This window comes from Sinomonas sp. ASV486 (assembly GCF_030908215.1).
Lineage (GTDB): Bacteria > Actinomycetota > Actinomycetes > Actinomycetales > Micrococcaceae > Sinomonas > Sinomonas puerhi.
Window position 1 is genome coordinate 324,443 of record NZ_JAVFJK010000001.1, and the last position, 26,774, is coordinate 351,216.

Annotated in this window: 25 protein-coding genes; 15 read left to right on the forward strand and 10 right to left on the reverse strand. The window is 70.4% G+C overall.

Going from position 1 to position 26,774, the window contains the following annotated elements; genetic code table 11:
• Positions 1–45: 45 nt before the first annotated feature.
• The 5 genes from RBS60_RS01500 to RBS60_RS01520 all read right to left on the reverse strand — a co-directional run bounded on the left by RBS60_RS01500 (position 46) and on the right by RBS60_RS01520 (position 7,189).
• Positions 46–1,761 carry a formate--tetrahydrofolate ligase gene (locus RBS60_RS01500; protein ID WP_307955737.1) on the reverse strand — a complete coding sequence of 572 codons (1,716 nt, stop codon included), beginning with the start codon at positions 1,759–1,761 and terminating at the stop codon, positions 46–48.
• 414 nt (positions 1,762–2,175) lie between these two features.
• On the reverse strand, positions 2,176–3,471 hold the full coding sequence (locus RBS60_RS01505; protein ID WP_307955986.1) for an enolase C-terminal domain-like protein: 1,296 nt from the start codon (positions 3,469–3,471) through the stop codon (positions 2,176–2,178).
• Positions 3,472–3,581: 110 nt separating this feature from the next.
• Complete coding sequence (locus RBS60_RS01510) at positions 3,582–5,246, reverse strand: aldehyde dehydrogenase (NADP(+)) (protein WP_307955738.1); 1,665 nt, start codon at positions 5,244–5,246, stop codon at positions 3,582–3,584.
• 8 nt (positions 5,247–5,254) lie between these two features.
• Positions 5,255–6,181: a 5-dehydro-4-deoxyglucarate dehydratase gene (gene kdgD, locus RBS60_RS01515; protein WP_307955739.1), complete on the reverse strand. Its 927-nt coding sequence runs from the start codon at positions 6,179–6,181 to the stop codon at positions 5,255–5,257.
• Positions 6,182–6,274: 93 nt separating this feature from the next.
• Positions 6,275–7,189, reverse strand: a complete 915-nt coding sequence (locus RBS60_RS01520; RefSeq protein ID WP_307955740.1) for a LysR family transcriptional regulator — start codon at positions 7,187–7,189, stop codon at positions 6,275–6,277.
• 150 nt (positions 7,190–7,339) lie between these two features.
• Here RBS60_RS01520 and RBS60_RS01525 point away from each other — a divergent pair, with 150 nt between their 5' ends.
• Positions 7,340–8,683 (forward strand): MFS transporter, encoded by a 1,344-nt coding sequence (locus RBS60_RS01525; protein ID WP_307955741.1) that lies wholly within the window; start codon positions 7,340–7,342, stop codon positions 8,681–8,683.
• Positions 8,684–9,008: 325 nt separating this feature from the next.
• On the opposite strand, the gene mshA is transcribed toward RBS60_RS01525, so the two are convergent.
• Positions 9,009–10,271 (reverse strand): D-inositol-3-phosphate glycosyltransferase, encoded by a 1,263-nt coding sequence (gene mshA, locus RBS60_RS01530; protein ID WP_307955987.1) that lies wholly within the window; start codon positions 10,269–10,271, stop codon positions 9,009–9,011.
• Positions 10,272–10,464: 193 nt separating this feature from the next.
• On the opposite strand from mshA, the gene alr reads away from it, so the two are divergent.
• From alr to RBS60_RS01560, 6 genes are all read left to right on the forward strand, one after another.
• A complete protein-coding gene (alr, locus tag RBS60_RS01535; RefSeq protein ID WP_307955988.1) occupies positions 10,465–11,619 on the forward strand; it encodes an alanine racemase in 1,155 nt (384 codons plus the stop codon).
• The gene (gene tsaE / locus RBS60_RS01540) at positions 11,616–12,332 is read left to right on the forward strand and encodes a tRNA (adenosine(37)-N6)-threonylcarbamoyltransferase complex ATPase subunit type 1 TsaE (protein WP_307955742.1); all 717 of its coding nucleotides are present in this window, start codon (positions 11,616–11,618) and stop codon (positions 12,330–12,332) included. Before alr ends, tsaE begins: the two co-directional genes overlap by 4 nt.
• A complete protein-coding gene (gene tsaB, locus RBS60_RS01545; protein ID WP_307955743.1) occupies positions 12,329–13,012 on the forward strand; it encodes a tRNA (adenosine(37)-N6)-threonylcarbamoyltransferase complex dimerization subunit type 1 TsaB in 684 nt (227 codons plus the stop codon). Before tsaE ends, tsaB begins: the two co-directional genes overlap by 4 nt.
• Before the next feature lie 35 nt (positions 13,013–13,047).
• Positions 13,048–13,527: a ribosomal protein S18-alanine N-acetyltransferase gene (gene rimI, locus RBS60_RS01550; protein WP_307955989.1), complete on the forward strand. Its 480-nt coding sequence runs from the start codon at positions 13,048–13,050 to the stop codon at positions 13,525–13,527.
• Positions 13,524–14,603 carry a tRNA (adenosine(37)-N6)-threonylcarbamoyltransferase complex transferase subunit TsaD gene (gene tsaD / locus RBS60_RS01555; RefSeq protein ID WP_307955744.1) on the forward strand — a complete coding sequence of 360 codons (1,080 nt, stop codon included), beginning with the start codon at positions 13,524–13,526 and terminating at the stop codon, positions 14,601–14,603. The genes rimI and tsaD overlap by 4 nt, the downstream gene beginning before the upstream one ends.
• Before the next feature lie 175 nt (positions 14,604–14,778).
• The gene (locus tag RBS60_RS01560; protein ID WP_307955745.1) at positions 14,779–15,708 is read left to right on the forward strand and encodes a type IV toxin-antitoxin system AbiEi family antitoxin; all 930 of its coding nucleotides are present in this window, start codon (positions 14,779–14,781) and stop codon (positions 15,706–15,708) included.
• Positions 15,709–15,744: 36 nt separating this feature from the next.
• On the opposite strand, the gene RBS60_RS01565 is transcribed toward RBS60_RS01560, so the two are convergent.
• The 3 genes from RBS60_RS01565 to RBS60_RS01575 all read right to left on the reverse strand — a co-directional run bounded on the left by RBS60_RS01565 (position 15,745) and on the right by RBS60_RS01575 (position 18,793).
• Entirely contained in the window at positions 15,745–15,906 is a 162-nt protein-coding gene (locus RBS60_RS01565; RefSeq protein WP_307955746.1) for a hypothetical protein, read from the reverse strand.
• On the reverse strand, positions 15,903–17,057 hold the full coding sequence (locus RBS60_RS01570) for a glutamate--cysteine ligase (RefSeq protein ID WP_307955990.1): 1,155 nt from the start codon (positions 17,055–17,057) through the stop codon (positions 15,903–15,905). Before RBS60_RS01570 ends, RBS60_RS01565 begins: the two co-directional genes overlap by 4 nt.
• A 92-nt stretch (positions 17,058–17,149) precedes the next feature.
• Positions 17,150–18,793: an acyl-CoA dehydrogenase family protein gene (locus RBS60_RS01575; protein ID WP_307955747.1), complete on the reverse strand. Its 1,644-nt coding sequence runs from the start codon at positions 18,791–18,793 to the stop codon at positions 17,150–17,152.
• A gap of 84 nt (positions 18,794–18,877) precedes the next feature.
• Here RBS60_RS01575 and ykgO point away from each other — a divergent pair, with 84 nt between their 5' ends.
• Both ykgO and RBS60_RS01585 read left to right on the forward strand, forming a co-directional pair.
• Positions 18,878–19,000 (forward strand): type B 50S ribosomal protein L36, encoded by a 123-nt coding sequence (gene ykgO, locus RBS60_RS01580; RefSeq protein ID WP_307955748.1) that lies wholly within the window; start codon positions 18,878–18,880, stop codon positions 18,998–19,000.
• Positions 19,001–19,040: 40 nt separating this feature from the next.
• Complete coding sequence (locus RBS60_RS01585) at positions 19,041–19,859, forward strand: shikimate 5-dehydrogenase (protein ID WP_307955749.1); 819 nt, start codon at positions 19,041–19,043, stop codon at positions 19,857–19,859.
• A gap of 164 nt (positions 19,860–20,023) precedes the next feature.
• Here the strand turns inward: RBS60_RS01585 and RBS60_RS01590 are convergent, their stop codons facing one another.
• A complete protein-coding gene (locus tag RBS60_RS01590) occupies positions 20,024–21,247 on the reverse strand; it encodes a class I SAM-dependent methyltransferase (protein WP_307955750.1) in 1,224 nt (407 codons plus the stop codon).
• Between the two features lie 54 nt (positions 21,248–21,301).
• Here RBS60_RS01590 and RBS60_RS01595 point away from each other — a divergent pair, with 54 nt between their 5' ends.
• From RBS60_RS01595 to RBS60_RS01620, 6 genes are all read left to right on the forward strand, one after another.
• Complete coding sequence (locus RBS60_RS01595; RefSeq protein WP_307955751.1) at positions 21,302–21,688, forward strand: hypothetical protein; 387 nt, start codon at positions 21,302–21,304, stop codon at positions 21,686–21,688.
• Positions 21,689–21,937: 249 nt separating this feature from the next.
• On the forward strand, positions 21,938–22,234 hold the full coding sequence (gene groES / locus RBS60_RS01600) for a co-chaperone GroES (RefSeq protein WP_307955752.1): 297 nt from the start codon (positions 21,938–21,940) through the stop codon (positions 22,232–22,234).
• A gap of 73 nt (positions 22,235–22,307) precedes the next feature.
• Positions 22,308–23,921 (forward strand): chaperonin GroEL, encoded by a 1,614-nt coding sequence (gene groL, locus RBS60_RS01605; RefSeq protein ID WP_307955753.1) that lies wholly within the window; start codon positions 22,308–22,310, stop codon positions 23,919–23,921.
• A 196-nt stretch (positions 23,922–24,117) separates the two neighbouring features.
• The gene (locus RBS60_RS01610; protein ID WP_307955754.1) at positions 24,118–25,026 is read left to right on the forward strand and encodes a sugar ABC transporter permease; all 909 of its coding nucleotides are present in this window, start codon (positions 24,118–24,120) and stop codon (positions 25,024–25,026) included.
• Positions 25,023–25,931 carry a carbohydrate ABC transporter permease gene (locus RBS60_RS01615; RefSeq protein WP_307955755.1) on the forward strand — a complete coding sequence of 303 codons (909 nt, stop codon included), beginning with the start codon at positions 25,023–25,025 and terminating at the stop codon, positions 25,929–25,931. Before RBS60_RS01610 ends, RBS60_RS01615 begins: the two co-directional genes overlap by 4 nt.
• Before the next feature lie 2 nt (positions 25,932–25,933).
• Entirely contained in the window at positions 25,934–26,701 is a 768-nt protein-coding gene (locus tag RBS60_RS01620) for a DeoR/GlpR family DNA-binding transcription regulator (protein ID WP_307955756.1), read from the forward strand.
• The last annotated feature ends 73 nt before the right edge of the window (positions 26,702–26,774 follow it).

Here is a 26,774-nt window from a genome sequence, read left to right on the forward strand (position 1 = left end):
CCTCGGCCCGTCGCATTCTCCCGCCGATGCTGAGGTCCCGGCGGGTCAGAAGAGGCCCGTGATCTGGCCGTCCTCGTCGAGGTCCATGCGCATCGCCGCTGGAACTTTGGGGAGCCCGGGCATCGTCATGATCGAACCCGTGACTGCCACGATGAATCCTGCCCCCGTGCGCGGCCACAGCTCGCGCACGTGCACGGTGAAGCCCTCGGGCGCGCCGAGCAGGGTCGGGTCGTCGGAGAACGAGTACTGCGTCTTGGCCATGCAGACGGGCAGGCCGTCCCACCCGTTCTCGCGGATCTGCCTCAGCATCCGCCGGGCCTGGTCGGAGAACTCGACGCCAGCCCCCCGGTAGACCTCGCGGACCACGGTGCCGATCTTCTCCTCGATGCCCATCTCGAGCGGGTACAGCTGGCGGGCCTGCCCGGGCGACTCGAGCGCGGCGAGGACCTCGCGCGCAAGGCCGTCGCCGCCGCCGCCACCGCCGCCGCGGCCCCACACGTCCGCGATGGCGACCCGCACGCCTGCCTCACGGCACAGGCGCACGACGGTGTCGAGCTCCTCCTGTGTGTCCGTCGCGAACTCGTTGACCGCCACGACGGGCTCGAGTCCGAACTTCCGCACGTTCTCGACGTGCCGCGCGAGGTTCGCGAACCCGCGCACGACGGCGCCCTCGTCCGGCGTCTTGAGCGCGTCCTTCGCGACGCCGCCATGCATCTTGAGGGCCCGCACCGTAGCCACGATCACGACGGCAGACGGAGCCACGTCCGCGGCCCGCGACTTGATATCGATGAACTTCTCGGCGCCCAGGTCTGCGCCGAAGCCGGCCTCCGTAACCACGACGTCCGCGAGGCGACGCGCCGTCGTCGTCGCGAGGGCCGAGTTGCACCCGTGCGCAATGTTCGCGAAGGGGCCGCCATGTACCAGAGCCGGCGTTCCGGCGATCGTCTGGACGAGGTTGGGCTTGATGGCGTCCTTGAGGAGCATCGCCATGACGCCAGCCGCACCGAGGTCTGCGACCGTGAGGGGCGCGCGTTCGTAGGTGTAGCCGAACGTGATGCGCGCGAGCCTGTCCTTGAGGTCCGCGACGGAGGAGGCGAGGCAGAACACGGCCATGACCTCGGAGGCGACCGTGATGTCGAAGCCCGCCTCGCGGGGGACACCCTGCCCGGGACCGCCGAGGCCGATCACCATGTCGCGCAGCGAGCGGTCGTTCATGTCCATGACCCGCCGGAACGCCACGCGGCGAGGGTCGATGCCGAGCTCATTGCCCTGGAAGATGTGGTTGTCGATGAGGGCGCACAGCGCGTTGTTCGCCGACGTGATGGCGTGGAAATCGCCCGTGAAGTGGAGGTTGATGTCTTCCATCGGGAGGACCTGGGACCGTCCGCCGCCGGTCGCGCCGCCCTTCATCCCGAGGATCGGGCCGATGCTCGGCTCGCGGATGGCGATCATGGTCTTCTTCCCTGCTCGCGTCAGGGAGTCGGCGAGGCCCACGGTCAGTGTGGACTTGCCCTCCCCGGCAGGAGTCGGCGAGATCGCCGTGACGAGGACTACCTGACCGTGGCGGTTCTCCGCCGGCAGCCGCGCGAGGTCAATCTTCGCCTTGTGGCGCCCGTACAGCTCGAGCGCCTCTGCGGGGATGCCGGCCGCCGCAGCGATCTCCTCGATGGGGCGGAGGGTTGCGGCCCGCGCGATCTCGAGGTCATTCGGCAGGGGAGAGCCGGAACCTGCAGCGCTGGGCGTCTGTGCCGTGGCGGTCATGGCGTCACCCTATCGCGCAGTCCGCGAACTTCGCCGAGGTCACCCCGTGTGGTGCTGAGGTCACCCCGTGTGGTGCCGAGGTCACTGCCTGGTGCGCCGAGGTCACTGGGTGTGGTGCCGAGGTCACCCTGCGTGAGCCCGAAGTCACCCCGTGTGGTGCTGAGATCACTGGGTGTGGTGTTGAGGTCACCTGGCGCCGCCGGCGAGGGTGACGCGGGAGACGGCCAGCCGCCGTCGTGCGCGGGAGCCGCCGCAGTGCCGCGAACTTGCTCAACGCGCTCGTACTCCGGGCACGTCCTGGGCCTGACTTCGCTGGGTACATGCGCGCGGGGTGACTTCGGCGCCACACGGGGTGATCTCGGGCTCACGCGGGGTGACTTCGCGCTCACACGGGGTGACTTCGGCGGAGCGGGGTCAGCGGACGAGACAAGGGCGCTTGGCGTCGAACTGCCACCCGGGCACCAGGTACTGCATCGCGATCGAGTCGTCCCGCGCGCCGAGCCCGTGCTCGAGATAGAGCGCGTGGGCGGCGCCGAGGGCGTCCCGGTCCAGCTCGACTCCGAGACCGGCGCGCTCGGGCACGGCGATCGCGCCGCCCTCGATCCGCAGCGGCTCGCGCGTGAGGTGCTGGCCGTCCTGCCAGATCCAGTGCGTGTCGAGGGCCGTGATCTCCCCGGGTGCGGCGGCGCCGACCTGGGTAAACATCGCGAGGGAGATGTCGAAGTGGTTGTTCGAGTGCGAACCCCAGGTGAGCCCCCAGTCGTGGCACATCTGTGCCACACGCGTGGATCCCTGCATGGTCCAGAAATGAGGGTCGGCGAGCGGGATGTCCACTGACTGGCTGCGGATCGCATGCCCCATCTCGCGCCAGTCGGTGGCGATCATGTTCGTCGCCGTCCTCAGGCCCGTGGCCCGGCGGAACTCGGACATCACCTCGCGGCCGCTGAACCCTCCCTCCTGGCCCACCGGGTCCTCGGCGTACGCAAGCGTGCCCGGCGGCAGCGAGCCGAGGAGGCGCACGGCGTCGGCGAGGAGCCAGCCGCCGTTGGGGTCGAGCGTGATCCGCGCGTCTGGGAAGCGCTCGTGAAGCGCGACGACGGCGGCCACCTCCTCCTCGCCCGGCAGCACACCGCCCTTGAGCTTGAAGTCGCTGAACCCGTAGTGGGCCTGGGCTGCCTCGGCGAGGCGCACGACGGCGCTGGGCGTCAGGGCGGGCTCGCGGCGGATCCGGGACCACTCGCCGTCGTCCGTGTCTGCGTTCGAGCCGCCCGTCCGGTCCGCGGTGGCGTAGGGGAGGTCGGTCGCAGACGTGTCGCCGACGTAGAAGAGGTATCCGAGCATGGGCACGCTGTCACGCTGCTGCCCCTCGCCGAGGAGCTCCGCGATGGGCACGCCGAGGAACTGGCCGAACAGGTCCAGCAGGGCGGACTCGACGGCAGTGACGGCATGGATGGTGGTGCGCAGGTCGAAGGTCTGGCGTCCGCGCCCGCCCGCGTCCCGGTCCGCGAAGGAGGTGCCGATACGGCGCAGGAGTCGGCGGTAGTGCGCCACCGGCTCGCCGACGAGGAGCGCTCCGGCGTCCTCGATGGTCCGGCGGATCGCCTCGCCGCCCGGCACCTCGCCGAGCCCGCTGCGGCCGTCGCTGTCCGTGACGATGCAGATGTTCCGGGTGAAGAAGGGCCCGTGCGCGCCGCTCAGGTTCAGCAGCATGCTGTCTCTTCCGGCGACGGGCACGACCTCGACGCGCGCGATCGTCGGCGTGCGGGCACCTGCGGCTGCTCGGGCGGACGCGGTGGCCGCGGATGGTTCGGTCGTGGTGCTCATGCTGCGGGGTCCTCGGGAGTGATCTCGGCGTGGGGAGGGGTGACTTCGGCGGGGGCCGGGAGTTGTAGCTCCCCGTCGATGCGGCGTGGGATCCCCAGCGGATTGGCGTCCCGGAGGGCCTCGGGCAGGAGAGCCTCCGGGACGTTCTGGTACGCCACGGGACGGAGGAAGCGCTCGATCGCGAGGCTGCCGACCGACGTCGTGCGTGAATCCGAGGTTGCCGGGAACGGCCCTCCGTGCACCATCGCGTGGCCCACCTCGACCCCGGTGGGCCACCCGTTGAACAGGATCCGGCCCACCTTCCGTTCGAGGACGGGCAGGAGACCGCGCGCGGCGGCGAGGTCGGCGGCGTCGGACGCGTCGAGCTGCACGGTCGCGGTGAGCTGCCCCTCGAGCCCTTCGAGGAGACGCGTGAGCTGCTCAGTGTCGGCGTAGCGCACCAGCAGCCCGGTCGAGCCGAAGACCTCTTCCGCGAGGCGCGGGTTGGCGTCGAAGGCCTCGGGGCTCGTCGCGGCCAGGAGCGGGGCTGGCGCGTTGGGGCCGTCGCCGCCCGTCCCGCGGGCGACGACGTCGACCCCCGCCTCGCCCTCGAGCCGCTCCGAGCCGGCGGTGTAGGCGGCGCTGATCCCGGCGGTGAGCATCGTCTGGCCGCGCTGGGCGGCGAGTTCGGCGGCGGCCGCGGTGACGAACGCGTCGCCCGCCGCACCCTCCGGGACGAACGTGAGGCCCGGATTGGTGCAGTACTGGCCCGCGTGCTGGGTGAGTGAACCGACGAAGCCCGCGGCGACGTCATGCGCGCCCGCGGCGAGCGCCCCGGGAAGGAGGACCACCGGGTTCGTGCTGGACATCTCTGCGTACACGGGGATCGGCTCTCGTCGTGCGGCCGCGGTCGCGGCCAGGGCGAGGCCGCCGGCGCGGGAGCCCGTGAACGCGACCGCCTTGATGGCGGGGTGGGCGGCGAGCGTCTGGCCCACGGAGTTGCCGCGTCCCAGGATCACGGAGAACGTGCCGCGGGGGAGGCCGGACTCCTCGGCCGCCTGCGCCACGGCGCGGCCCACGAGGATCGAGGTGCCCGGGTGGGCGTTGTGGGCCTTGACGATCACGGGACAGCCTGCGGCGAGGGCCGACGCCGTGTCCCCGCCAGCCGTCGAGAAGGCCAGGGGGAAGTTGCTCGCTCCGAAGACGAGGACGGGGCCGAGGGGCACCTTCCGCTGGCGGATGTCGGCGCGCGGGGTGGGCTGCCGGTCAGGGAGCGCCGGGTCGATCCGGGCGCCCTGCCACGAGCCCTCCCGGAGTACGGCGGCGAAGAGGCGCAGCTGGCCGGTGGTGCGGGCGCGTTCGCCGCGGATGCGGGCCTCGGGCAGGCCGGTCTCGGCCACGGCGCGCTCCACGAGCTCGTCGCCGAGGGCCTCGATGTTGTCCGCGGCGCGCTCGAGGAACCGGGCGCGGTCCTCAGGCGCAGTGGCCCGGTAGGCGTCGAAGGCCGCGGAGGCGAGGGTCGCGGCGAGTTCTGTCTGCGCCTCGTCGGCGAGGCCGAAGGCGGGCTCGAGCGCGGCGCCGGTGGCAGGGTCGACGGCGCGGACGTCGCCTGCGGTGCCGAGGACGGCCTCGCCGCCAATGATCATCTCGCCGGTGAGCTGGAGGGTGCTCGCGGTGGTCATGGTGCTCCTCACTTGACGCGGTCGGCGTTGATGCGCTCTACGAGCGCGGTCAGCTCGGAAAGCTCGGTGTCGGTGAGGTCCTGCAGCGGCGGGCGCACGGGGCCGGCAGGGCGGCCGATGGCGCGCAGGCCCGCCTTGATGATGGACACGCCGTAGCCATTGCGGCGGTCGCGGATGTCGAGGTACGGCAGGAAGAAGTCGTTGATCTTCCGGTAGACGCTCGCAGCGTCCTTGGCCCGCACGTCCTGGTAGAACCCGACGGCGAACTCCGGGATGAAGTTGAAGATGGCCGAGGAGTAGGTCGTGAAGCCGAGCTCGAGGTACGGCAGGGCCACGGTCTCCGCCGTCGGGAGGCCGCCGATGTACGTGAGCCGGTCGCCGAGGGTCGCGTAGATCTTCACCATCGCATTGAGGTCCCCGACGCCGTCTTTGAAGGCCACAAGGGTGGGCAACTCGGCGGCGAGCTTGTCCAGAGTCGTGGCGTCGAGGCGCGCGTTGGCGCGGTTGTAGAAGACGACGCCGAGGTCGGTCGCCTCCGCGACGGCGCGCACATGGGCCGCGAGGCCCTCCTGGTCCGACTCCGTCAGGTACGGCGGCATGAGGAAGATCCCATCGGCCCCCGCGGCAGCGGCGGCCTTGGCCTGGGCGACGGCGTTGACGGTCGCCCCGGTGGCCGGTGCCAGCACGGGGACCCTGCCCCCGACCTCGGCGACGGCCGCGCGGACGAGGGTGTCCGTCTCGGAGTCGGTCAGGGAGAAGCCTTCGCCGGTGCCACCGCCGGCGAACAGGCCCGCCACGGGCCACTCGGCCAGCCACGCCATGTGCTCGCGGAACCGGCCCTCGTCGAGGGCGAGGTCAGCGGTGAACGGGGTGACGGGGAATGAGAGCAGCCCGCTGCCGATTGCTGCGGCGAGCTCTGCGGGTTCGGTGGCCATGGGTCTCCTTCGATCGGGCGTCCCACTCAGACTAGGAGCCGCGAATCATGCAAGTCCAAGACTCTCTTTGCATCGAGTGATTCCCGAATGGCATCAGCTGAAGGCGCTCTCCCGGAGCACTCGGACCACCCGTCGGAGGGCAGGCGTCTCGGCGATGGTGCGCCAGCATGCGTGGAGCTCGACGACGTCCGGTGCCACCCCCTCGAGCGGCCGGAACACGACGTTGCGGAAGTGCAGCGACGAGGCCGAGGCCGGCACAAGCGCGACTCCGCGGCCGGCGTCGACCAGCGCGACCATGCTCGGAATCTGGGTGATGTACTGCACCGAGTCCAGCGCGAGGTTCCCCACGAGTCCGGAGGCCAGGTTGTGGAAGTACGCCGCCGACGTCGGCGAGTACATGAGCAGGTGGGCGTTCGCGAGGGCACTCAGGGCGACCGGCGCGCCGTCGTGCGCCGAGCCCCCCACGGTGCCGGCTGCGCCGAACGGCCCGTCCGCGGGCGCGGCGAGGACGAGCGCCTCGCGGTGCACAGCGAACGATTCGTAGCCGGGCAGGTCCACGGGCGGGCGCAGGAGGGCGAGGTCCAGCTCGCCGTGCTCGAGCGCCTCGATCTGCTCACTGCTGACCATCTCGCGCAGGCTCAGGTGCACGCCGGGGACCTCGCGCTCGACGGTGGCGAGCGCGACGTCGACGACGTTGAGCGCCGCCGTGGCCGTGAACCCCAGCCGGACGGTTCCCGTGAGGCCGGCGGCCGCGCGGCGGGCCGCCGTCGGGAGGGCCTCCGCGTGGGCGAGCAGTGCCCGCGCCTGGACGAGCGTCGTCTCCCCGGCGGGCGTCAGCCTGACCGAGCGGTTGTTGCGCTCGAGCAGTTCCGCGCCGATCGCGGCCTCGAGCCGCTGGATCTGGCGACTCAGCGGGGGCTGGGTCATGTGGAGCCGCTCGGCGGCGCGGCCGAAGTGGAGCTCTTCGGCGACGGCGACGAAGCAGCGCAGCTGGTCGAGGGAGAACATTGCGCCATCCTAGCCAGTGATGCCGTGACGGTATCGAATCATGCAGAAATAGTGTTCGACTCAGCGTGATGCGGGCCATACCTTCAAGGGGTACCCATCACTTCATCCGCGAGGCGGTCGCCGCTGACCGTCGTCAGGAGAACACCCATCATGGCAAGCACCCCCCTCGCCGAAGCACCCTCACCAGTGCTCGCGTCTGCCGCCCGCAAGGTCATGGCCCGGCTGCTGCCGGTGCTCGTGATCGCCTTCATCATCAACTACATCGACCGGGTCAACGTGGGCTTCGTCGCCTCGCACCTCAAGACCGACCTCGGCATCGGCGCCGCCGCCTACGGTCTCGGGGCGGGGCTGTTCTTCGTCGGGTACGCGGTGTTCGAGGTGCCCTCGAACATGCTCCTGCACAAGTTCGGCGCGAAGGTCTGGATCACCCGCATCATGATCACGTGGGGCATCGTTGCTGCCGCGATGGCCCTCACGACCAACGAGGCCGTCTTCTACATCCTGCGCTTCCTCCTGGGCGTGGCCGAGGCTGGGTTCTTCCCGGGCTGCGTCCTCTACATCGCCACGTGGCTTCCTGCCGCCTACCGCGGCAAGGCCATGGCCATCCTGCTCACGGGCTCCGCCGTCGCGTCGATCATCGCTGGGCCGATCACGGGCGGCCTGCTCATGATCTCCGGCGGCGGCCTCCACGGCTGGCAGTGGATGTTCATCATCGAGGGCCTCGCCGCCGTGGTCCTCTCCGCTGTGACCTGGTTCGCGCTCGTCAACTCGCCCGAGAAGGCCAAGTGGCTCAGCGACCCAGAGCGCGCTGCCCTGCGCACCGAGCTCGACGCCGAGCAGACCGACCGCGAGGATGCTCAGGGCGGCAAGGTCTCCGTGTGGAAGCTCCTCGCCGACACCCAGATCCTGCTCTTCTGCTTCATCTACTTCGCGATCCAGCTCGTGATCTACGCCGCGACATTCTGGCTGCCCACGATCATCAAGCAGATGGGCAAGATGGACGACTTCCAGGTTGGCCTCTGGAACACCATCCCGTGGGTCATCGCGATCATCGCCATGTACGTCTTCGCTGGTCTCGCCTCGAAGCGCCCCGTCTACCAGCGCTGGGTCGCGTTCGCCCTTGTCCTCGCGTCGATCGGCATGTTCGTCTCGACGATCGGCGGCCCCGTGATCATGTACATCGGCATCTGCATCGCCGCGCTCGGGTTCAAGTCCGCGTCCTCGCTGTTCTGGCCCATCCCGCAGTCCTACTTCGACGTCCGCATCGCGGCGGCCGGCATCGCGCTCATCAACTCGATCGGCAATCTGGGCGGCTTCGTGGCCCCGAGCGTCTTCGGGTACCTTCAGCAGACCACCGGCTCGGTGGTCGGGGGTCTGTACGGGCTTGCGGTCTCCTCGATCGTGGCCGCCGGGGTGGTGCTCGCGTTGCGGATGAAGACGCGCAAGGCACCGGTCGGCGCCCCCGTGGCGATTGACCCGGTTTCCTCGCGTTAGCCCGGGTTCCGCGGCGGGCCTCCCGTCCGGGGGCGTCCGTGCGTTCCTCCCCAGACTTTGGACCGTCGGTCCCCTTCACGGTGGGCTCGAGGCCCGAGATTCCGGGCCTCGGTGACGACGTGGGGTGATCGTTGAAGACTGAAGCTGGGGAGTTCGGTACGCGTGAGGCCCCGTGTGCCGCCGGGTGTGCGACCACTACCCATCTGGAGGTCATGTCCTGATGGTCTTTGCCAGGACATTAGCCAACCGGATGTGACTCCCAGGACGTGACCTCCAGACTTGCGGCGCAGGGGTGATTTCGGCGTCAGGGGAGGTGATCTCGGCGTCAGGGGAGGCGGACGGCCGCCTCGTCGTGCTCCCTGGCGCTCGGCCCTGCGTTCGTCCCGGCGAACTCGTGGAGCGCCGTGCGGTAGGCGGCGCGCGTTCCTTCGGCGGTCTGCTCCCAGCCGAACCGCTCGGCATAGATCGAGGCGGCGCGGCCGAGGTCCCAGCGGGTCTGGGGGTCGTCGTGCAGCTGTTCGAGCACGGCCGCCCAGGTCGAGGGCTCGTGCCCGTCGACGAGGAACCCCGTGCGCCCGTCGCACACGGCCTGGGTGAGCCCACCGACCCGTGCCGCCACGACGGGCGTCCCGCAGGCCTGGGCCTCAAGGGCAACGAGCCCGAATGACTCCGAGAAGCTGGGCATCGCCACGACGTCGGCCGCGCGGAACCAGTCCGCGAGATCCTCGGCGGGCACGGGCGGCAGCCGGCGTACCACTCCGCCGAGCCCCTCACCGAGCGCGAGCACGTCGAGGTCGAGGCCCGCCGATCCGCTCGTCGCCCCGACGATCGTGACGCGCAGCGGGATGTCGGGCCGACGCCGCCGCAGCTCGCCAGCGGCCTCGACAAGGATCTGGGGCCCCTTGAGCCGCTGGATCCTGCCCGCGAAGAGGACATGGAATTCGCTGGTCCCCACGCCTGCGCCGAGCCGCGAACGGGTCCTGAACGCGGGCCGGAACACGGACAGGTCCACGCCGGGGGAGACCACGTCGATCCGGTCGTCGTCGACGCCGTAGTGCCGCAGGAGCTCGTCCCGCTCGGCGGAGGTGTTGGCCGTGAACCGGGTGGCCTCGTCCGCCAGCCGCTGCTCGCCGCGCTCGCGGTTGCTGGGCTCCGGCACGTCGCCGGCGGCGAGATGGAGGTTCTTGACCCGGGCCATCGTGTGCATCGTGTGGACGAGCGGCACACCCAGATCGCGGGCGGCCTCAAGGCCCGCAAGCCCCGAGACCCAGTAGTGGCTGTGGACGACGCGCGGCACAGCTCCAGCGCCCTGCATCCGGGTGAGCATCGCGGCCGCGAACTCGTCGACGAGCGGAGGCATCTGCTCCTTGGCGAGCCGCCGGCGGGGCCCGGCCTGGAGGTGGTGCACGACGACGCCCTCGGCGAGCCTCACTGCGTCCGGCTGGTCCGGCGCTGTGGCACGCGTGTAGATGTCCACGCCGACGCCTCCGGCCGCAAGCGCCCTTGCGAGCTGCGAGACGTACACGTTCATCCCGCCCGCGTCCCCGGCTCCCGGCTGCTCGAGGGGGGACGTGTGGAGGGAGATCATCGCCACGCGGTCATGGTGCTGCACCTTCCCTAGGCTACGTGTCCGCGGCGGGGCGGGTCCTCACGGGCGCCACCGCAGGCGTCCCACCGGCGCCTCGACAGGCGCGGTCCCCGCGGGCGGCGACCGGGCGGCGTCGTGCGCCGCGAGTAGACTCGGGGGCGTGACTTTCGAGCCCGCCCCCCTCTCCTCCAGTGTGCCCACCACCCGTCTGTCGCGTCTGCCGGAACGCGCCGCCGTCGTGGACCTCGACGCGATCCGGCACAACGTCCGCGTGATCCGCAAGGTCGCGGAGCCCGCCAGGCTCATGGCCGTGGTGAAGGCGGACGGCTACGGCCACGGTTCCGTGGAGGTGGCGCGGGCCGCGCTGGCGGCAGGTGCCTCGTGGCTCGGCGTGGCGCATATCAGTGAGGCGCTCACGCTGCGCGCTGCTGGCATCGATGCACCGATTCTCGCGTGGCTCCACACGCCCGACTCGAACTTTTCAGCGGCGGTCGCCGCCGGGATCGACCTGGGCTGCTCGGGCTGGGAGCTCGAGGCGATCGTCGCGGCAGCTCGCGAGCAGGAGCGGCCGGCGCGGGTGCACCTCAAGATCGACACCGGGCTCGGGCGCAACGGCGCGCCTGCGGACCGGTGGGAGGCGGTGGTCGGCGAGGCCGTCCAGTACCAGGACGAGGGGCTCCTCCGCGTCGCCGGCGTGTTCAGCCACTTCGCCGTCGCGGACGAGCCCGAGCGCCCGGAGACCGATCTCCAGCTCGATGCTTTCCGTGAGGCCATCGCGCTCGCCGAGGACGCTGGCTGCGACCTCGAGGTACGGCACATCGCCAACTCGCCGGCGGTCTTCTCGCGCCCGGACAGCCACTTCGACCTCGTACGCGCCGGGATCTCGGTCTACGGGCTCTCACCGTTCGCGGACCAGACATCCGCGGACCTCGGGCTGCGCCCTGCCATGACCCTGCGCGCCACGCTCTCGCAGGCAAAGCGCGTCCCGGCGGAACAGGGCGTGAGCTACGGACTCTCGTACCGCACGTCATCCCCGAGCGCACTCGGACTCGTGCCGCTCGGCTACGCCGACGGCGTGCCGCGCACCTCCGAGGGCGGCCCGGTCCGGATCGCCGGTCGGACCTACCCGGTGGTGGGGCGAGTGGCGATGGACCAGATCGTGGTGGACCTCGGACCCGACGCCGACCCCGAGGCGTTCCGCGGTGCCGAAGCGGTCCTCTTCGGCACCGGCGATGACGGCGGGCCCACCGCCGACGACTGGGCCCGCGCCACCGGAACCATCAACTACGAGATCGTCACGCGCATCAGCCCGCGCGTGCCCCGGGTCTACGAGGGCGAGGACGCATGAGCGGGCCGTCGTCCACGAGCCTGCCCGAGTGGGAGATCGCGTTCGCGCCCACGACTGCGGAGCAGACCCAGGCGCTCGGCGCAGCCCTCGGAGCCGTGCTGTCCGCGGGGGACCTCGTGGTGCTCTCCGGCGAACTCGGCGCCGGCAAGACGACGTTCACCCAGGGCCTCGGCCAGGGGCTCGGCGTCCGCCCCGGGATTATCTCGCCCACCTTCGTGCTCGTGCGCATCCACCCCAACCTCGTCCACGGGCCGCGGCCCGGCGGCCCCGATCTGGTCCATGTCGACGCGTACCGGCTCAGCGGCCCCGGCGAGGTCGCGGACCTGGACCTCGAGAACTGGGCGGACACTGCCGTCACGGTCGTCGAGTGGGGCCGCGGGCTCGTCGACGACCTCTCCGACAGCCGCCTCGACATCGAGATGCGGCGCCCCAGCGCCCCTCCCGCCGCTGCCGGGCCCACCCTGGACTTCGACACCGAGGACGACGACGAGCCGCGCCTGGTGCTGATCCGCGCCTTCGGTCCTCGGTGGGCCGGGCGGCCCGCGGTCCACTGGCCGGCCGTCGAACGGGTCGAGACCGGTGAGATCGGGCCCGGCGGCGCTGGGGTCGGGGTTTCGACTCCGCTTCGCCCCGCGCAGCCACCGGGGGACTCGGCTCGCACCCAGGGGGTTTCGCCTCAACCGCCAGCCGATGCCGCGGGAGACGCCCGGTGATCGTCCTCGCCATCGACACCTCCGCGATCGCCTCCGCGGCGCTCATCCGGTGCCACGAGTCATACAGCGACGCCGCGGTCCTCGCCTCGTTCGCGACCGAGGACACGAAGTCCCACGCCGAAGTGCTTGCGCCGGGGATTCGGGCGCTGGTGGCCGAGCAGGAGCTTACAGGGCCGGACATCGCCCGGATCGTGGTGGGAGTGGGACCCGGCCCGTTCACCGGTCTGCGCTCGGGAATCGCGACCGCGCGAGCGCTGGCCTTCGCGTGGTCCGTGCCGCTCGACGGCCTCATGAGCCTCGCGGCGCTCGCGTGGGACGTCGTCGAGGCCGGCGGCCCGGACTCTGAATTCGTCGTCGCGACGGACGCCCGGCGGAAGGAGCTCTACTGGGCTCGGTACGCCGCGGGCGGTGCGCTCCTCGACGGGCCGCACGTGAGTGCGCCCGGCGAGCTGCCGAGCCTGCCCGTCTACGGGGCGGGAGCGGGCCTCTACCCGGAGCAGCTCGCGGGGGCCGGCGCGCGCGCCGCGCCGGGGTTCGACTCGGCCCAGCCGACCGCGGCCTCCCTCGGCCTGGCCGCCGTGGCCCTCCTCGCCGCCGGCGTGGCCCTGCCCGACACGACGCCCCTGTATCTCCGGGAGTCCGACGCCCAGGTCCCGGGCCCGCGGAAGCGGGCGCTGTGAACGTGAAGCTGCCCGCCGGCGTCGTTCTCCGCGACATGACCGAGGCCGACGTGCCCGCCGTGCACGCGCTTGAGCGCATCCTCTTCCCGGTCGACGCGTGGCCCGAGCAGATGTTCCGCGACGAGATCGCGCAGTCCGCGACGCGCCGGTACTACGTCGCCGAGGAGCCGGGGCCGGACGGACCCCGCATCGTGGCGTATGCCGGGCTCATGAGCCTTGAGCCGATAGCGGATGTCCAGACGATCGCCGTCGTGCCCGAGCGCGAAGGCCGGGGGATCGGCTCGGCGCTCCTGACCGAGCTCATCGACGAGGCCCGGCGTCGCGGCGCGGACGACGTGCTGCTCGAGGTCCGCGCCGACAACCCGCGGGCGCAGGGCCTCTATCGGCGTTTCGGCTTCAGCCACATCCACACCCGTCGGCGCTACTACCGCGACGGCGTCGACGCGCTCATCATGCAGCTGCCGCTCGCGGCGCCGGCGGGGGAGAGCCCTGCCGGGGAAGGGGAGAAGGAATGAGCAGCCGGGAGCCGCTGGTCCTAGGCATCGAGTCCTCGTGCGATGAGACGGGCGTGGGGATCGTCCGTGGAACCACGCTGCTTGCCAACACAGTCTCCTCCTCGATGGATGAGCACGTCCGCTTCGGGGGAGTCATCCCCGAGATCGCCTCTCGCGCCCACCTCGACGCGCTCATTCCCACGCTTCGGGAGGCCCTCGACACCGCGGGCGTGACCCTGGACGAGGTCGATGCCCTCGCCGTCACCTCCGGCCCAGGGCTCGCCGGGGCGCTCATGGTGGGCGTGTGCGGGGCCAAGGCTCTCGCCGTGGCAACAGGCAAGCCGCTCTACGCCGTCAACCACCTCGTGGCCCACGTGGGGGTAGGCCTTCTCGACGGCAGCGTCTACGGAGGCGAGCTGCCGCCGGACCTCGGCGCGCTCCTCGTCTCGGGCGGCCACACCGAGGTCCTGCGCGTGCGGAACATCGCGGGGGACGTCGAGCTGCTCGGCTCCACGATCGACGACGCCGCGGGCGAGGCCTATGACAAGGTGGCCCGGCTGCTCGGGCTCGGGTACCCCGGCGGCCCGGCCATCGACCGGCTCGCGCGCGAAGGCAACCCGAAGGCCATCCGCTTCCCGCGCGGGCTCACCCAGCCCAAGTACATGGGCAGCGCCGAAGAGCCGGGGCCGCACCGCTACGACTGGTCCTTCTCCGGTCTCAAGACCGCCGTGGCACGGTGCGTCGAGCAGTTCGAGGCTGCTGGGGAGCCGGTCCCTGTCGCCGACATCGCGGCGTCCTTTCAGGAAGCCGTCGTCGATGTGATCACGTCCAAGGCGATCCTCGCGTGCCGGGAGCACGGGATCAGCAGCCTGCTTCTGGGCGGAGGCGTCGCTGCCAATTCCCGGCTGCGCGAGCTCACGGCCCAGCGGTGCCGCGAGGCAGGCATCTCGCTCGCCGTGCCGTCGTTCTCGCTGTGCACGGACAACGGCGCGATGGTTGCCGCCCTCGCTGCACGGATCATCATGGACGGCCGGGAGCCCAGCGGCCTCGAGTTCGCGCCGGAGTCCTCCCTGCCCGTCACCACCGTGAGCGCGTAGCGGTCCCGCCAGGCACAATTCGCAGCGTCCAAGGCCCGCTGGTGGGGAGATCCGCGCCCGAATTGTGCCTGACGGGACCGGGTCGGGAACCAATCGGGCCTCGGGTCGGGACCGGGTTATCCACAGGGACACCGAAACGGCTCCGTGAGGCATTCAACCACGGCACGATAGCCCCATGGAGAGCGTTGCGGATGTGCTGGCGGCCATGGGCGGAAGTGCACGCACGCACGAGCTGAACCTCCACTTCACCAAGCGCCAGCTGGCGCTCGCGGTGGCCTCCGGCGAGGTCGCGCGGTCGGTGCGGGGCGTGTACGCACTGGCGAGGCTCAACGGGGCCGAGCACGCTGCCCTTGAGCTCAGCGCCGCGCTCTACCTGAGGTCTGCGGCACTCGCCCATGGCCTCGGGGTGCTCCATCGGCCCCGCACGATCGCTCTCGCGGTCCCGCGGGGTCGGCGTTCCAGACGACTCGCGGGAACGACCACCTATCGACGGCTCCTTCCCGCGGAGGACCTGGTGGGTCGAGGGCAGGTTCGGGCGACCTCGCCCGTGCGCACCGTGCTCGACTGCGCGGCGATGCTCCCGTTCGCGGAGGGTCTGGCCGTGGCCGATTCCGCCCTGCGGATGCAGGCGGCCTCGCGCGCCGAGCTCGAGGCGGCCGCGGTGACCTGGGTAGGGAGGAACAAGGCTGCGCAGCGCAGGGTGCTCAAGTACATGGACGGCCGTGCGGCAAATGCCTTCGAGTCAGGGCTCCGAGCGGCGTGTCTCGAGGCCGGGGTCGAGATGGAGCCGCAGGCGGTGATCCACACGGCCGGCGGCGACTACCGGGTCGATCTGGCCCATCAGGTGGAGGTGGAGGCTGTCCAAGTGGAAGTCGTTGCCGAGGCTGACAGCTACGAATGGCACGGCGGACGCGAGGATCTCCACCGCGACTGCACCCGGTACAACGAGCTGGTCAGGGCAGGGAGGGTGGTCCTGCGTTTCAGCTGGGAGCACGTGATGCATGAGCGCGAGTGGATCGGCGAGGTGGTGTCCGACGTGGTCAGGCGTGCCGTCAGGCACAATTCGGGCTGGAATGAGCGCCGGATGCTCAGATTGACCGCGTGAATGGTGCCTGGCGGCACGACAATAGCGCCCGGCGGTTCAGCGCCGCGAGCGCCACGCGATGATGCCCTCAACCCCTGCGTACACGGCCCCGGCTGCAGCGACCCACAGGGCGACCTGCGCGTGGGATGTCGCGACCAGCACCACCGCGACGACGGCCACCACGAGGACGATGCGAGTAGGGGACCGGCGCTGGCTCACGCGCTGGCCGGCGCGTAGCCCTCGCGCATGAGGCGGGCCTCCTCCAGGACGACGGCGCGCAGCTCGCCGCCGTGGGCCTCTGCGACCCTGCGCTGGCGCTGGTACCCGGCGCCGCGCCGGATGATCCCCTCGACCGCCCGCAGCTCTGCGGCGCATCCGAGCTCGTCGGCGATTGGGGACAGCCGGTCCATCGTCTCCGCAAGGTGCTCGGTGACGAGCCTCTCGTTGCCGTCGGCGTCGAGGATGATGATCGCGTCGAGGCCGTAGCGGGCGGCGCGCCACTTGTTCTCCTGGACGTGCCAAGGGGGCATGGTCGGGATGGGGTAACCGGCGTCGAGCATGCGGGATGCCTCTTCGACAAGGCATTGGGTCAGCGCGCCGATGGCGCCGATCTCCTCGAGGGTCGAGAGGCCGTCGCATACGCGCATCTCCACGGTGCCGAGCCTCGGCACGGGCCGGATGTCCCAGCGGATCTCGCTGATCGTGTCGATCACCCCGGTCTTGAGCATGTCATCGACGTAGTGCTCGAATCCGGCCCAGTCGGGGAACTGGAACGGCAGGCCGGCCGTGGGCAGCTGCTGGAACATGAGGGCGCGCTGGGAGGCGTAGCCCGTGTCCTCGCCGCTCCAGAAAGGGCTCGATGCCGAGAGTGCCTGGAAGTGCGGGAAGTAGTTGACGAGCGCGTCGAGGACAGGCATGGCCTTGTCCTGGCGGTCGAGGCCCACATGCACGTGCACTCCGTAGATCACCATCTGCCGCCCCCACCACTGGGTGCGGTCGATGAGCTTCGCGTACCGTTCCTTGTCGGTCACGGGCTGCAGGCGGGGCTGGCTGAAGGGGTGGCTGCCCGCGGAGAAGAGCTCGACTCCCATCCGGTCCGTAATGCTCCGCACCGCCCCGAGCGACTCGGCGAGATCGGCCACGGCATCGGAAATGGTGTGGTGCACACCGGTCACGAGCTCGACCGTGTTGAGGAGTAACTCCTGATGGATGCGGGGCACGTTGCCGAACAGTTCGGGGCGCTCGCTGGCGAGCCGGTCGAGCACCTCCGGGGCGAGGGGAACGAGCTCGCCACCGTGCTTGTCCACGAGGGCCATCTCCCATTCGAGGCCTACCGTGGACTGCTCGGAGTGCGCAAAGTCGATCTTCAGTGTCTACCCCCGGATGAGGCCGGCGGACCGGCTGCGTGCACAAGTGGTCCCAGTTTACGGCTCGGCCGCTGGCGCACGACCGGGCCGCGAGGTTATGCCCTCTCCAGGATCGCGCCCACACGGACCGAATCCGGGAGACACCCGTAGCCCAGGCCGCGACCGGCGCTGAGTCTGGACGCGATGAACGCCTCCGCGACGGACGGTTCTCCGTCGAGCAGGAGCGTCGCCTGCAGGGCGAGCGCGAGGGTCTCTGCGAGCCGCCGCGCCCAGGCCTGGGCCTCCTCTGGCTCGCGCGCGGCGTCGGCCATGAGCGCGAGGGCCCGCTCGAGGTGGGCGTCGAGGGCGGGGTCGGCGCCGCGGTGGCGCTCAAGCTCCTCGCCGAGAGCCTCGGCGGACTCCGGCTCGCGGGCGAGGGCGCGCAGCACGTCCAGCGCCACGACATTCCCGGACCCCTCCCAGATCGCCATGACCGGCTGCTCGCGGTAGCGCATCGCGAGCGGGAAATCCTCGGTGTAGCCGTTGCCGCCGAGGCACTCGAGCGCCTCGGCGGCGTGCGCCGGTCCTCGTTTGCACACCCAGTACTTGCCGATCGCCGTCGCGATCCGGGCGAACGCACCCTCCCGCGATGCCCCCGGCGCGCGCTGCACACCGTCCGCCCCGGGCGACCACACGGCGTCGTCCGCTGCGGCGAGCCGCAGGCCGAGCGCCACCGCCGCCTCGTACTCGAGCGCGAGGTCGGCGAGGACGGTGGCCATCGCAGGCTGGTCCACGAGGAGCCGCCCGAAGGCCTTCCGGTGCCGCGCGTGCCACACGGCCTCAGCCACGCCCTGGCGCATCCCTGCAGCCGTGCCGAGGATGCAGTCGAGGCGGGTCTCATGGACCATCTCGATGATGGCGCGGACTCCTCGGCCCGGCTCGCCGATGCGCCATCCGAGAGTGTCCTCGAACTCGACCTCTGCGGAGGCATTGGCCCGGTTTCCGAGCTTCGACTTCAGGCGCACGAGCCGGAACGGGTTCCGCACGCCGTCGTCCGTCACGCGTGGCACGAGGAAGCACGAGAGGCCGTCGGCCTCCTGTGCGAGCACGAGGAAGGCGTCGCTCATCGGCGCCGAGCAGAACCACTTCGCCCCGGTGATGAGGGCCGTTCCGTCGCCGAGGTCCCGCGCCGAGGTGGTGTTGGCCCGGACGTCGGAGCCGCCCTGGCGTTCTGTCATGGCCATCCCCACGAGCGCGCCCGGCTTCTGCGACGGCCGGACCAGGCGGGGCTCGTAGCCGTCGCCGTAGAGGCGGGGGAGCCAGACGCGTGCGACGTCGGGCTGCCGCGACAGCGCGGGCACGGCGGCGTGGGTCATCGAGACCGGGCACGCGTGGCCGGGCTCGACCTGCGCGAACAGCATGAACGCGGCCGCCCTGGCCACGTGCGCACCGGGACGCGGATCAGCCCAGGCGGACGTGTGGGCGCCGTAGGCGACGGCGTCGGAGATGACGTGGTGGTAGGCGGGGTGGTACTCGACCTCGTCCAGACGCTCGCCGTAGCGGTCGAGTGCGTGGAGCACAGGGGGGTGTTCGTTGGCGAGCCGCGCGTTCTGAGCGAAACGGCCCGAGCCGACGATCCGGCCGATCGCGGCCAGCTCGCCCGCCGACCAGCTCGCTCCGAAGCGCCGGATCCCGTCGACGAGGGCCGTGTTCGTGGAGAACTCGTCGATGTCCACCCGGGGCGGAGGCTGATTGTGCATGGTCCCATTGGACACCTTGGGAATGAGACCGGGCGAGGTCCTGTTGTTAGGAATGGTTCTCATAAATAGACTGGAAGGAGCACCATGAAGGTCCGCAATTCCCTGCGCGCTCTCAAGAAGGTCCCCGGGGCGCAGGTTGTGCGCCGCCGCGGCCGGACATTCGTCATCAACAAGAAGAGCCCGCGCATGAAGGCCCGCCAGGGCTGACCAGCTGGGCGAGGGGGCGGCGCGGCACTAGCCTTGTGCCGTGCCGATCCTCAACAAAGACATGACGCTGTGCATCTCGCTCTCGGCCCGGCCGAGCAACAACGGGACGCGCTTCCACAACTACCTCTACGAGGCCCTCGGCCTGAATTGGATCTACAAGGCCTTCGCGCCGACGGACCTCGCCCAGGCGATCGCCGGCGTGCGCGGGCTCGGCATCCGCGGCTGCGCTGTGTCGATGCCGTACAAGGAAGACGTCATCGCCCTGGTGGACCGGATGGATCCCTCCGCGTCTGCGATCGACTCGGTCAACACGATCGTCAATGACAACGGCGTTCTCACCGCCTACAACACCGACTACACCGCGATCGCCCAGCTCATTGCCCGCAACTCACTCGACCCGCAGTGGTCCGTCCTGCTGCGCGGCTCGGGCGGCATGGCCAAGGCCACCGCGGCGGCGTTCCGGGACGCCGGGTTCCGGGCGGTGACGGTCGTGGCCCGCAATGAGGAGGCCGGCCGGGCGCTCGCCAGCCTGTACGGGTTCAAGTGGCAGGCCGAGCTGGGGGATTCGACGGCGGACGTCCTCGTCAATGTCACCCCCGTGGGCATGGCGGGCGGCCCGGAGGCCGAGTCCCTCGCCTTCCCGCAGGCCGCGGTCGACGCCGCGCGGCTGGTCTTCGACGTCGTCGCACTCCCCGCCGAAACCCCGCTCATCAAGGCCGGCCGCGCCGCGGGGAAGGCCGTCATCACCGGCGCGGAGGTCATGACGATCCAGGCGCTCGAGCAGTTCATCCTCTACACCGGCATGCGCCCGAGCGACGAGCAGGTGCGCGCCGCCGAGGAGTTCATGCGCGCTCAGTGAGAAGCGGGGTCACCTCTCGGCGATGCGGGTCACCTTCCTCTTGGCGTGGATGCCGCTGCCAGATACGTGACCCCGCACCGCGGGGACGTGACCCCGGATCGTGGGGACGTGACCCCGGATCGTGGGGACGTGACCCCGGATCGTGGGGACGTGACCCCTGTCTGTCAGACGGGTTCGACGACGGCGGCGACCCTCTCGTCCCCGATGCGGGTGAGCACGAGGGTCGCGCGCTTCGAGGCGCCCTTGCGCTGTCCGGACAGCAGGAGCCTCCGCAGTTCCTCGGGGGTGACCGACGCGCCCCGCTTCTTGATGTCGAGCACGCCGATTGCTTCCTCGCGGACCCAGGCGCGTAGGGCCTTGACGTTGTACGGCCGGACCTCGAGCACGCGGTAGGCCTTGGCGAACGGTGTGGAGAGCAGCTCCGGGGAGCAGATGTAGGCGATGTGCGGATCGACGAGGTGGCCGCCGAGGCGCTCCGCGAGCTCGGCGACGAGCTCTGCCCGGATCACCGCGCCGTCAGGCTCATAGAGGAACCCGCCGAGGGCGCCGATGCGAGGCTCGGTACCGCCGCCGAAGTCGGTCTCGGCGACCAGCTCTGCCGCGCCGTCGGGTGTGAGGACGAGCGCCGCCCGCCGCACGCTCGGACGGCGCAGCGCGTTGAAATACAGTGCAACCTCGGCGACGTCGCCATTCACCGAGACCCATTGCGCCTCGCAGCCGGCGGGGATGGATTCGTGGGGAGTTCCCGGACCGAGTTTGACGCCCACGGGCAGGCCGTGCCGGGCAAGACCCTCGACGAAGCTCAGCGGCGGCGAGAACGCCTCCGGATCCCACAGCCGCGTGGTTCCCGAGGTGGACGTCTCGCGGCGTGCAGGGTCGAGCCAGACGCCGTCGACGCCGTCGAGCGGCACGGACTGCGCATCCGCGTGCACCACACGTGCGTGCGGGAACGGCATGAGGTTCATGGTCGCGCAGGCGGCAGTGGTCTCGTCCAGCTCGACGGCGGTGACCTCGAGGTCCAGGGAGGCCATGGCCATCGCGTCTGCGCCCAGACCGCAGCCGAGATCCGCGACGTGCCGCACGCCGGCATCGACGAAGCGGCGGGCGTGGCGCGCTGCGACGGAGAGCCGCGTCGCCTGCTCGAGGCCAGCCCGGGTGAACAGCATGCTGCCGGCGAACTCTCCGAACTTGGCCTCGGCGCGGACGCGGAGGCGGGCCTGGGAGAGGACAGCGGCAACGAGCTCGGGGGAGTGGCCGGCCTTGCGCATCCGCGTGGTCAGGGCGAGGGCATCCTCCTCGCGGTACGGGCCGAGCGAATTCAGGAGCGCCCAGCCCTCGGGAGTCAGCAGTGGGGCCAGCTGTTCCGGGGCGGTGTTGTCTTGGGCCATGCCATCCAGCGTAGTGTGCCGCGCCGGTCACGCTCATTGGATAGGCTGGAGCTCATGGAGACCAGCCCCAGCGTCGACCCTGTCCCCGCACGTCCGGAGCAGGCTGGCCTGGCGGCCCGTCTCCGCCCCTACGCCCGTTCCGTGCTCGTCGGCGGCATCGTGGTCACAGTCGTCGGCGGTGTGCTGCTGCTCGTTGTGATGGGCCTCGACGCCTTCAATGCCACCGTGTACTCGGTGGGCGGCAAGAGCATCGACGACGCCACCCCCGAAGCGCAGAATCTGCGGGACCAGTTCGTCGGCGCCAAGGTCTCCGCGATCGTCGGCCTCATCGTGGGCGGTGTTGCGCTCGTGTCATCGATCGCGATCATGTACATCACGCGCGGTGTCTCGTCCGACGACGACGGCGAAGACCTCGGGTACGACGAGCTTGCGGGCGAATAGGGGCTTCGGCTCCGCTCAACCTTGTGGATCGTCCCGCCGGCCCGGATCGTCCCACCCGCTTGGAACGTCCGACCCGCGCTGATTGGCACTCGCCTTGACCGAGTGCCAGCCGCCTTACTAGAGTCGCAGGTAGCACTCGGCATCATCGAGTGCTAACCCGAATACCTGTCAGGCACGCTCCCGGCACCCGCGACGACGGTGGCTTGCCCGGCTCCCAGCCCGTGATTCGTTCATGTAAAGGAGAGATCCGTGTCGGTCTCCATCAAGCCCCTCGAGGATCGCATTGTCGTCAAGCCGCTCGAGGCCGAGCAGACCACCGCGTCTGGCCTCGTGATCCCGGACACCGCGAAGGAGAAGCCCCAGGAGGGCGAGGTCGTCGCTGTCGGTCCCGGCCGCGTCGATGACAACGGCAACCGCGTCCCCATCGACGTCACCGTCGGCGACGTCGTCCTCTACTCCAAGTACGGCGGCACCGAGGTCAAGACGGGCGGCACCGAGTACCTCGTGCTCTCGGCCCGCGACGTCCTCGCCATCGTCGTCAAGTAACGCCCCCTGCGCTGCGCCCCGGCCGCCCTCTGCGGTCGGGGTGTTGTGCTTGATACACCCTTAGGAGTAGCGAATGGCTAAGCAGCTCGCATTCAACGACGCCGCGCGCAAGGCCCTCGAGGCCGGCGTCGACAAGCTCGCCGACACCGTCAAGGTCACCCTCGGCCCCCGCGGCCGCAACGTGGTCCTCGACAAGAAGTGGGGCGCGCCGACCATCACGAACGACGGCGTCACGATCGCCCGCGAGGTTGAGCTCGACGACCCGTTCGAGAACCTCGGCGCCCAGCTCGCCAAGGAAGTCGCGACAAAGACGAACGACGTGGCCGGCGACGGCACGACGACGGCGACCGTTCTGGCCCAGGCGCTCGTCAAGGAGGGCCTGCGCAACGTTGCCGCCGGTGCCGCCCCGGGCGACGTGAAGCGCGGCATCGAGGCGGCCGTCGAGGCCGTCGCAGTCCGCCTTGGCGAGAACGCCCGCAAGGTTTCGGGCCGCGACGTGGCGAATGTCGCCGCGATCTCGGCCCAGTCCGACGAGATCGGCGACCTCCTCGCGGAGGCCTTCGACAAGGTCGGCCAGGACGGCGTCATCACGATCGAGGAGTCCTCGACCACCCAGACCGAGCTCGTGCTCACCGAGGGCATGCAGTTCGACAAGGGCTACCTCTCGCCGTACTTCGTCACCGACGCGGAACGCCAGGAGGCCGTCCTCGAGGACGCACTCATCCTCATCCACCAGGGCAAGATCTCCTCGCTCACCGAGTTCCTCCCGGTGCTCGAGAAGGTCCTCGCAGCGTCCAAGCCGCTCTTCGTCATCGCCGAGGACGTGGACGGCGAAGCCCTCTCGACCCTCATCGTCAACCGCATCCGCGGCACGCTGAACGTCGTCGCCGTCAAGGCACCGGGCTTCGGGGACCGCCGCAAGGCCATGCTCCAGGACATCGCGACCCTCACCGGCGCGCAGGTTGTCTCCCCCGAGGTCGGACTGAGCCTGGACCAGGTGGGCCTCGAACAGCTCGGCACCGCGCGTCGCATCACCGTCACGAAGGACAACACCACCATCGTCGACGGCGCCGGCACGTCCGAGGACGTCCAGGGCCGCGTCGCGCAGCTGCGCGCCGAGCTGACCCGCACCGACTCCGACTGGGACCGCGAGAAGCTCCAGGAGCGCCTCGCGAAGCTTGCGGGCGGCATCGGCGTCATCAAGGTCGGCGCGGCCACTGAGGTCGAGCTCAAGGAGAAGAAGCACCGCATCGAGGACGCTGTGTCCTCGACCCGCGCTGCCCTCGAGGAGGGCATCGTGGCCGGCGGCGGCTCCGCGCTCGTCCACGCAGTGCGCGCCCTCGACGAGGACGAGAACGTCAAGGCACTCGAGGGCGACGCCGTCGTCGGCGTCAGCATCGTGCGCCGCGCGCTCGTCCAGCCGCTCCGCTGGATTGCACAGAACGCTGGCCACGACGGCTACGTCGTCGTGGCGCGCGTCAGCGAGGCCGAGGTGAACCACGGCTTCAACGCCAAGACCGGCGAGTACGAGGACCTTTTGGCGGCCGGCGTCATCGACCCGGTCAAGGTGACCCGTTCCGCGCTGCGCAACGCGGCCTCGATCGCGGCGCTCGTCCTGACCACGGAGACCCTCGTGGTGGACAAGCCGGCCGACGACGACGACCAGCACGCAGGGCACAGCCACTAGCCACGGCCAGACATCGCCTTTCTTCCCAAGGCGACCACAGCGGCGGGGGGGGCGCCCCCCACCCCAGGGGCGCGGCCGGCCCGGGGGCCCCCCCGCCCCCCCCACCCGCCGCGCCCCTGTCGCCCCCCCCCCGGGGGGGGGGGGGGGGGGCCCCCCCCCCCCCCCGCCCACGGTCCTCCCACCGCAGGAATCCGCCATGCCCCGTACCCGCAAAGTCCGCCGGCTCTCGACCAGGGACAAGGTCATCCTTGCCATCATGGTCGCGGTCCCCACGCTCATCGAGCTGGCCTTCGTCTGGCTCCCCACGCTCTTCTCGATCGGCCTCAGCTTCACCCGCTGGAGCGGCCTCGACCTCACCGACATCCGGGCCGCGGGCACCGACAACTACAAGTTCGTGTCCCAGGACTACCCGCCCTTCTGGCCGGCCGTGCAGCACAACGTCCTGTGGCTCGTCTTCCTCGCCCTGATCGCCACACCGCTGGGCCTCCTGCTCGCCGTGCTTCTCGACCAGAAGATCCGCGGGAGCCGGATCTACCAGAGCATCTTCTTCGTCCCGGTCATGCTCTCCCTCGCGCTCGTCGGCGTGATCTGGCAGCTCTTCTACCAGCGCGACAACGGCCTCCTCAACTTCCTCCTCGGCACCGCGGGGACCCCCGCGGCCGTCGACTGGTTCGGAGACAGCAACGTCAACATCTGGGCCGCGCTCATCGCCGCGACGTGGCGCCACGCGGGCTACGTCATGCTCCTCTACCTCGCGGGGCTCAAGGGCGTCGACCCGGCGTTGAAGGAAGCCGCCGCACTCGACGGCGCCAACGCCGCGCAGACGTTCTTCCGCGTCGTGTTCCCGGCGATGCGGCCGATCAACATCGTCATCGTGGTCATCACGATCATCGAGTCCCTACGCGCGTTCGACATCGTCTACGTCATCAACCGCGGTACGAATGGGCTCGAGCTCATCTCCGCCCTCGTGATCCAGAACCTGGTCGGCGAGGGGCAGGTCATCGGTGTCGGCTCCGCGCTCGCGACCATCCTGCTCGTCATCTCCCTCGTGCCGATCACGTTCTACCTCTCGCGGACCTTCGGCAAGGAGGCCAAGGAATCATGACCACAGTCACCACACGGGTCCCCGTGGCGGGCCCGTCCGCGCGGCCCGGCTCGAAGGCCAAGCGGCATTACGCGACCCACCTCGTTCTGCTCGTCCTCGCCGTCATGTGGCTCCTGCCTCTGGGCTGGTCGCTCTACACGGCTCTGCGGCCCATCGAGTCGACCAATGAGCATGGCTATTTCAGCTTCGCCGGGCCCTACAACTTCGACAACTTTGTCACGGCCTGGAATCAGGGCGGCTTCTCGAAGTACTTCTGGAACTCGGTGATCATCACCGCCCCGACCGTGCTGCTCACACTGTTCTTCGCCTCGCTCATGGCGTTCGCGGTGAGCCGCGTGAGCTGGAAGTTCAACGTGACCCTGCTCATCCTGTTCACGGCCGGCAATCTCCTGCCCCCGCAAGTGCTCGCGGCGCCGCTGTTCCAGATGTTCAAGCATCTGGATCTTCCCTACTGGTTCAGTGACTCGGGCTCCCTGCTGAACACGTACATCTCGGTCATCGTGGTGGACACGGCGTTCCAGATCGGCTTCTGCACCTTCGTGCTGTCCAACTACATGAAGGCGCTGTCCCAGGACCTCACCGAGGCCGCCCTCGTGGACGGCGCGGGCATCTGGACGCAGTACTGGTCCATCATCATGCCCTTGTGCCGGCCGGCCTTCGCCGCGCTCGGGACGCTCGAGGTCATCTTCGTCTACAACGACTTCTTCTGGCCTCTGCTGTTCATCCAGAGCGGCGACCGTCTGCCGGTGACCACGGCGATCAACAATCTCCAGGGTGTGTTCCTGAGCAACTACAACCTCCTCGCGGCGGGAGCCACGATCACTGTGATCCCGACCCTCATCATCTACCTCCTGCTCCAGCGCCAGTTCGTGGCAGGACTGACGCTCGGCTCGAGCAAGGGCTGACGATGCTCGCGGCGGCGCGTCAGTCGGCCATCCTCGGCGCGGTCCAGCGGGAAGGGGTGGTCAAGGTCGCCGATCTCGCGCATCGGCTCGGGGTCTCGGCGGTCACGATCCGGCGGGACATCGAATCCCTGAGCGACGCGGGCCAGCTGACCCGCGTCCACGGCGGCGTCATGGTCCCCAGCGAGGGTGGCACGCACGAGCCCGGGTTCGCGCTCAAGTCGACCCAGAATCTTGAGGCGAAGGAGGCGATAGCCCGCGAGGCCGCCTCGCTCGTCACCGAGGACATGGCCGTGGGCATCACGGCCGGGTCCACCACATGGGTCCTCGCGAAGGCCCTCGCGGCGGGACCACGGATCACGGTCCTGACCAACTCCGTGCGCGTCATGGAGGCCTTCAGCACGTCGTCCTCGGGGTCCACGGTCCTCCTCACGGGGGGCCAGCGCACACCGTCGGACGCCCTCGTCGGGCCCCTCGCCACCGCGTCGGTCCGCCGGCTCCACCTCGACATCCTCTTCCTCGGCGTCCATGGCATCGACGAGCGCGCGGGGTTCACCACTCCCAACCTGCTCGAGGCCGAGACCAACGAGGCGTTCGCGTCCGCAGCGCGCCGCGTCGTCGTCGTGGCCGACCACAGCAAGTGGGGCGTCCAGGGGATCGGCAGCATCTGTGCCCTCGACGAGGTCGACTGTCTCGTCACGGACCGCGAGATGCCCGCGACTGCGGTCGGCATCCTCAACGAGAGGATCCCCTCGGTCCGGCTCGCGCAGTGAGTCTCGCACGACGGCGGCGCCTCACCCTCGCCGGGTGAGGCGCCGCAGTCCTTCGGTCCGGTCGTGTGTGACC

What these genes read in the sequence shown, in the direction of transcription:
- RBS60_RS01615 (WP_307955755.1), top strand. Translation starts at nt 25,023, where the DNA reads ATGACCACAGTCACCACACGGGTCCCCGTGGCGGGCCCGTCCGCGCGG.
- tsaE (WP_307955742.1), top strand. Translation starts at nt 11,616, where the DNA reads ATGAGCGGGCCGTCGTCCACGAGCCTGCCCGAGTGGGAGATCGCGTTC.
- RBS60_RS01610 (WP_307955754.1), top strand. Translation starts at nt 24,118, where the DNA reads ATGCCCCGTACCCGCAAAGTCCGCCGGCTCTCGACCAGGGACAAGGTC.
- RBS60_RS01500 (WP_307955737.1), bottom strand. Translation starts at nt 1,761, where the DNA reads ATGACCGCCACGGCACAGACGCCCAGCGCTGCAGGTTCCGGCTCTCCC.
- RBS60_RS01505 (WP_307955986.1), bottom strand. Translation starts at nt 3,471, where the DNA reads ATGCTGCTGAACCTGAGCGGCGCGCACGGGCCCTTCTTCACCCGGAAC.
- rimI (WP_307955989.1), top strand. Translation starts at nt 13,048, where the DNA reads ATGACCGAGGCCGACGTGCCCGCCGTGCACGCGCTTGAGCGCATCCTC.
- RBS60_RS01520 (WP_307955740.1), bottom strand. Translation starts at nt 7,189, where the DNA reads ATGTTCTCCCTCGACCAGCTGCGCTGCTTCGTCGCCGTCGCCGAAGAG.
- RBS60_RS01595 (WP_307955751.1), top strand. Translation starts at nt 21,302, where the DNA reads ATGGAGACCAGCCCCAGCGTCGACCCTGTCCCCGCACGTCCGGAGCAG.
- RBS60_RS01560 (WP_307955745.1), top strand. Translation starts at nt 14,779, where the DNA reads ATGGAGAGCGTTGCGGATGTGCTGGCGGCCATGGGCGGAAGTGCACGC.
- RBS60_RS01590 (WP_307955750.1), bottom strand. Translation starts at nt 21,247, where the DNA reads ATGGCCCAAGACAACACCGCCCCGGAACAGCTGGCCCCACTGCTGACT.
- mshA (WP_307955987.1), bottom strand. Translation starts at nt 10,271, where the DNA reads ATGATCTCCCTCCACACGTCCCCCCTCGAGCAGCCGGGAGCCGGGGAC.
- RBS60_RS01575 (WP_307955747.1), bottom strand. Translation starts at nt 18,793, where the DNA reads ATGCACAATCAGCCTCCGCCCCGGGTGGACATCGACGAGTTCTCCACG.
- ykgO (WP_307955748.1), top strand. Translation starts at nt 18,878, where the DNA reads ATGAAGGTCCGCAATTCCCTGCGCGCTCTCAAGAAGGTCCCCGGGGCG.
- groL (WP_307955753.1), top strand. Translation starts at nt 22,308, where the DNA reads ATGGCTAAGCAGCTCGCATTCAACGACGCCGCGCGCAAGGCCCTCGAG.
- RBS60_RS01510 (WP_307955738.1), bottom strand. Translation starts at nt 5,246, where the DNA reads ATGACCACCGCGAGCACCCTCCAGCTCACCGGCGAGATGATCATTGGC.
- RBS60_RS01620 (WP_307955756.1), top strand. Translation starts at nt 25,934, where the DNA reads ATGCTCGCGGCGGCGCGTCAGTCGGCCATCCTCGGCGCGGTCCAGCGG.
- kdgD (WP_307955739.1), bottom strand. Translation starts at nt 6,181, where the DNA reads ATGGCCACCGAACCCGCAGAGCTCGCCGCAGCAATCGGCAGCGGGCTG.
- RBS60_RS01525 (WP_307955741.1), top strand. Translation starts at nt 7,340, where the DNA reads ATGGCAAGCACCCCCCTCGCCGAAGCACCCTCACCAGTGCTCGCGTCT.
- tsaD (WP_307955744.1), top strand. Translation starts at nt 13,524, where the DNA reads ATGAGCAGCCGGGAGCCGCTGGTCCTAGGCATCGAGTCCTCGTGCGAT.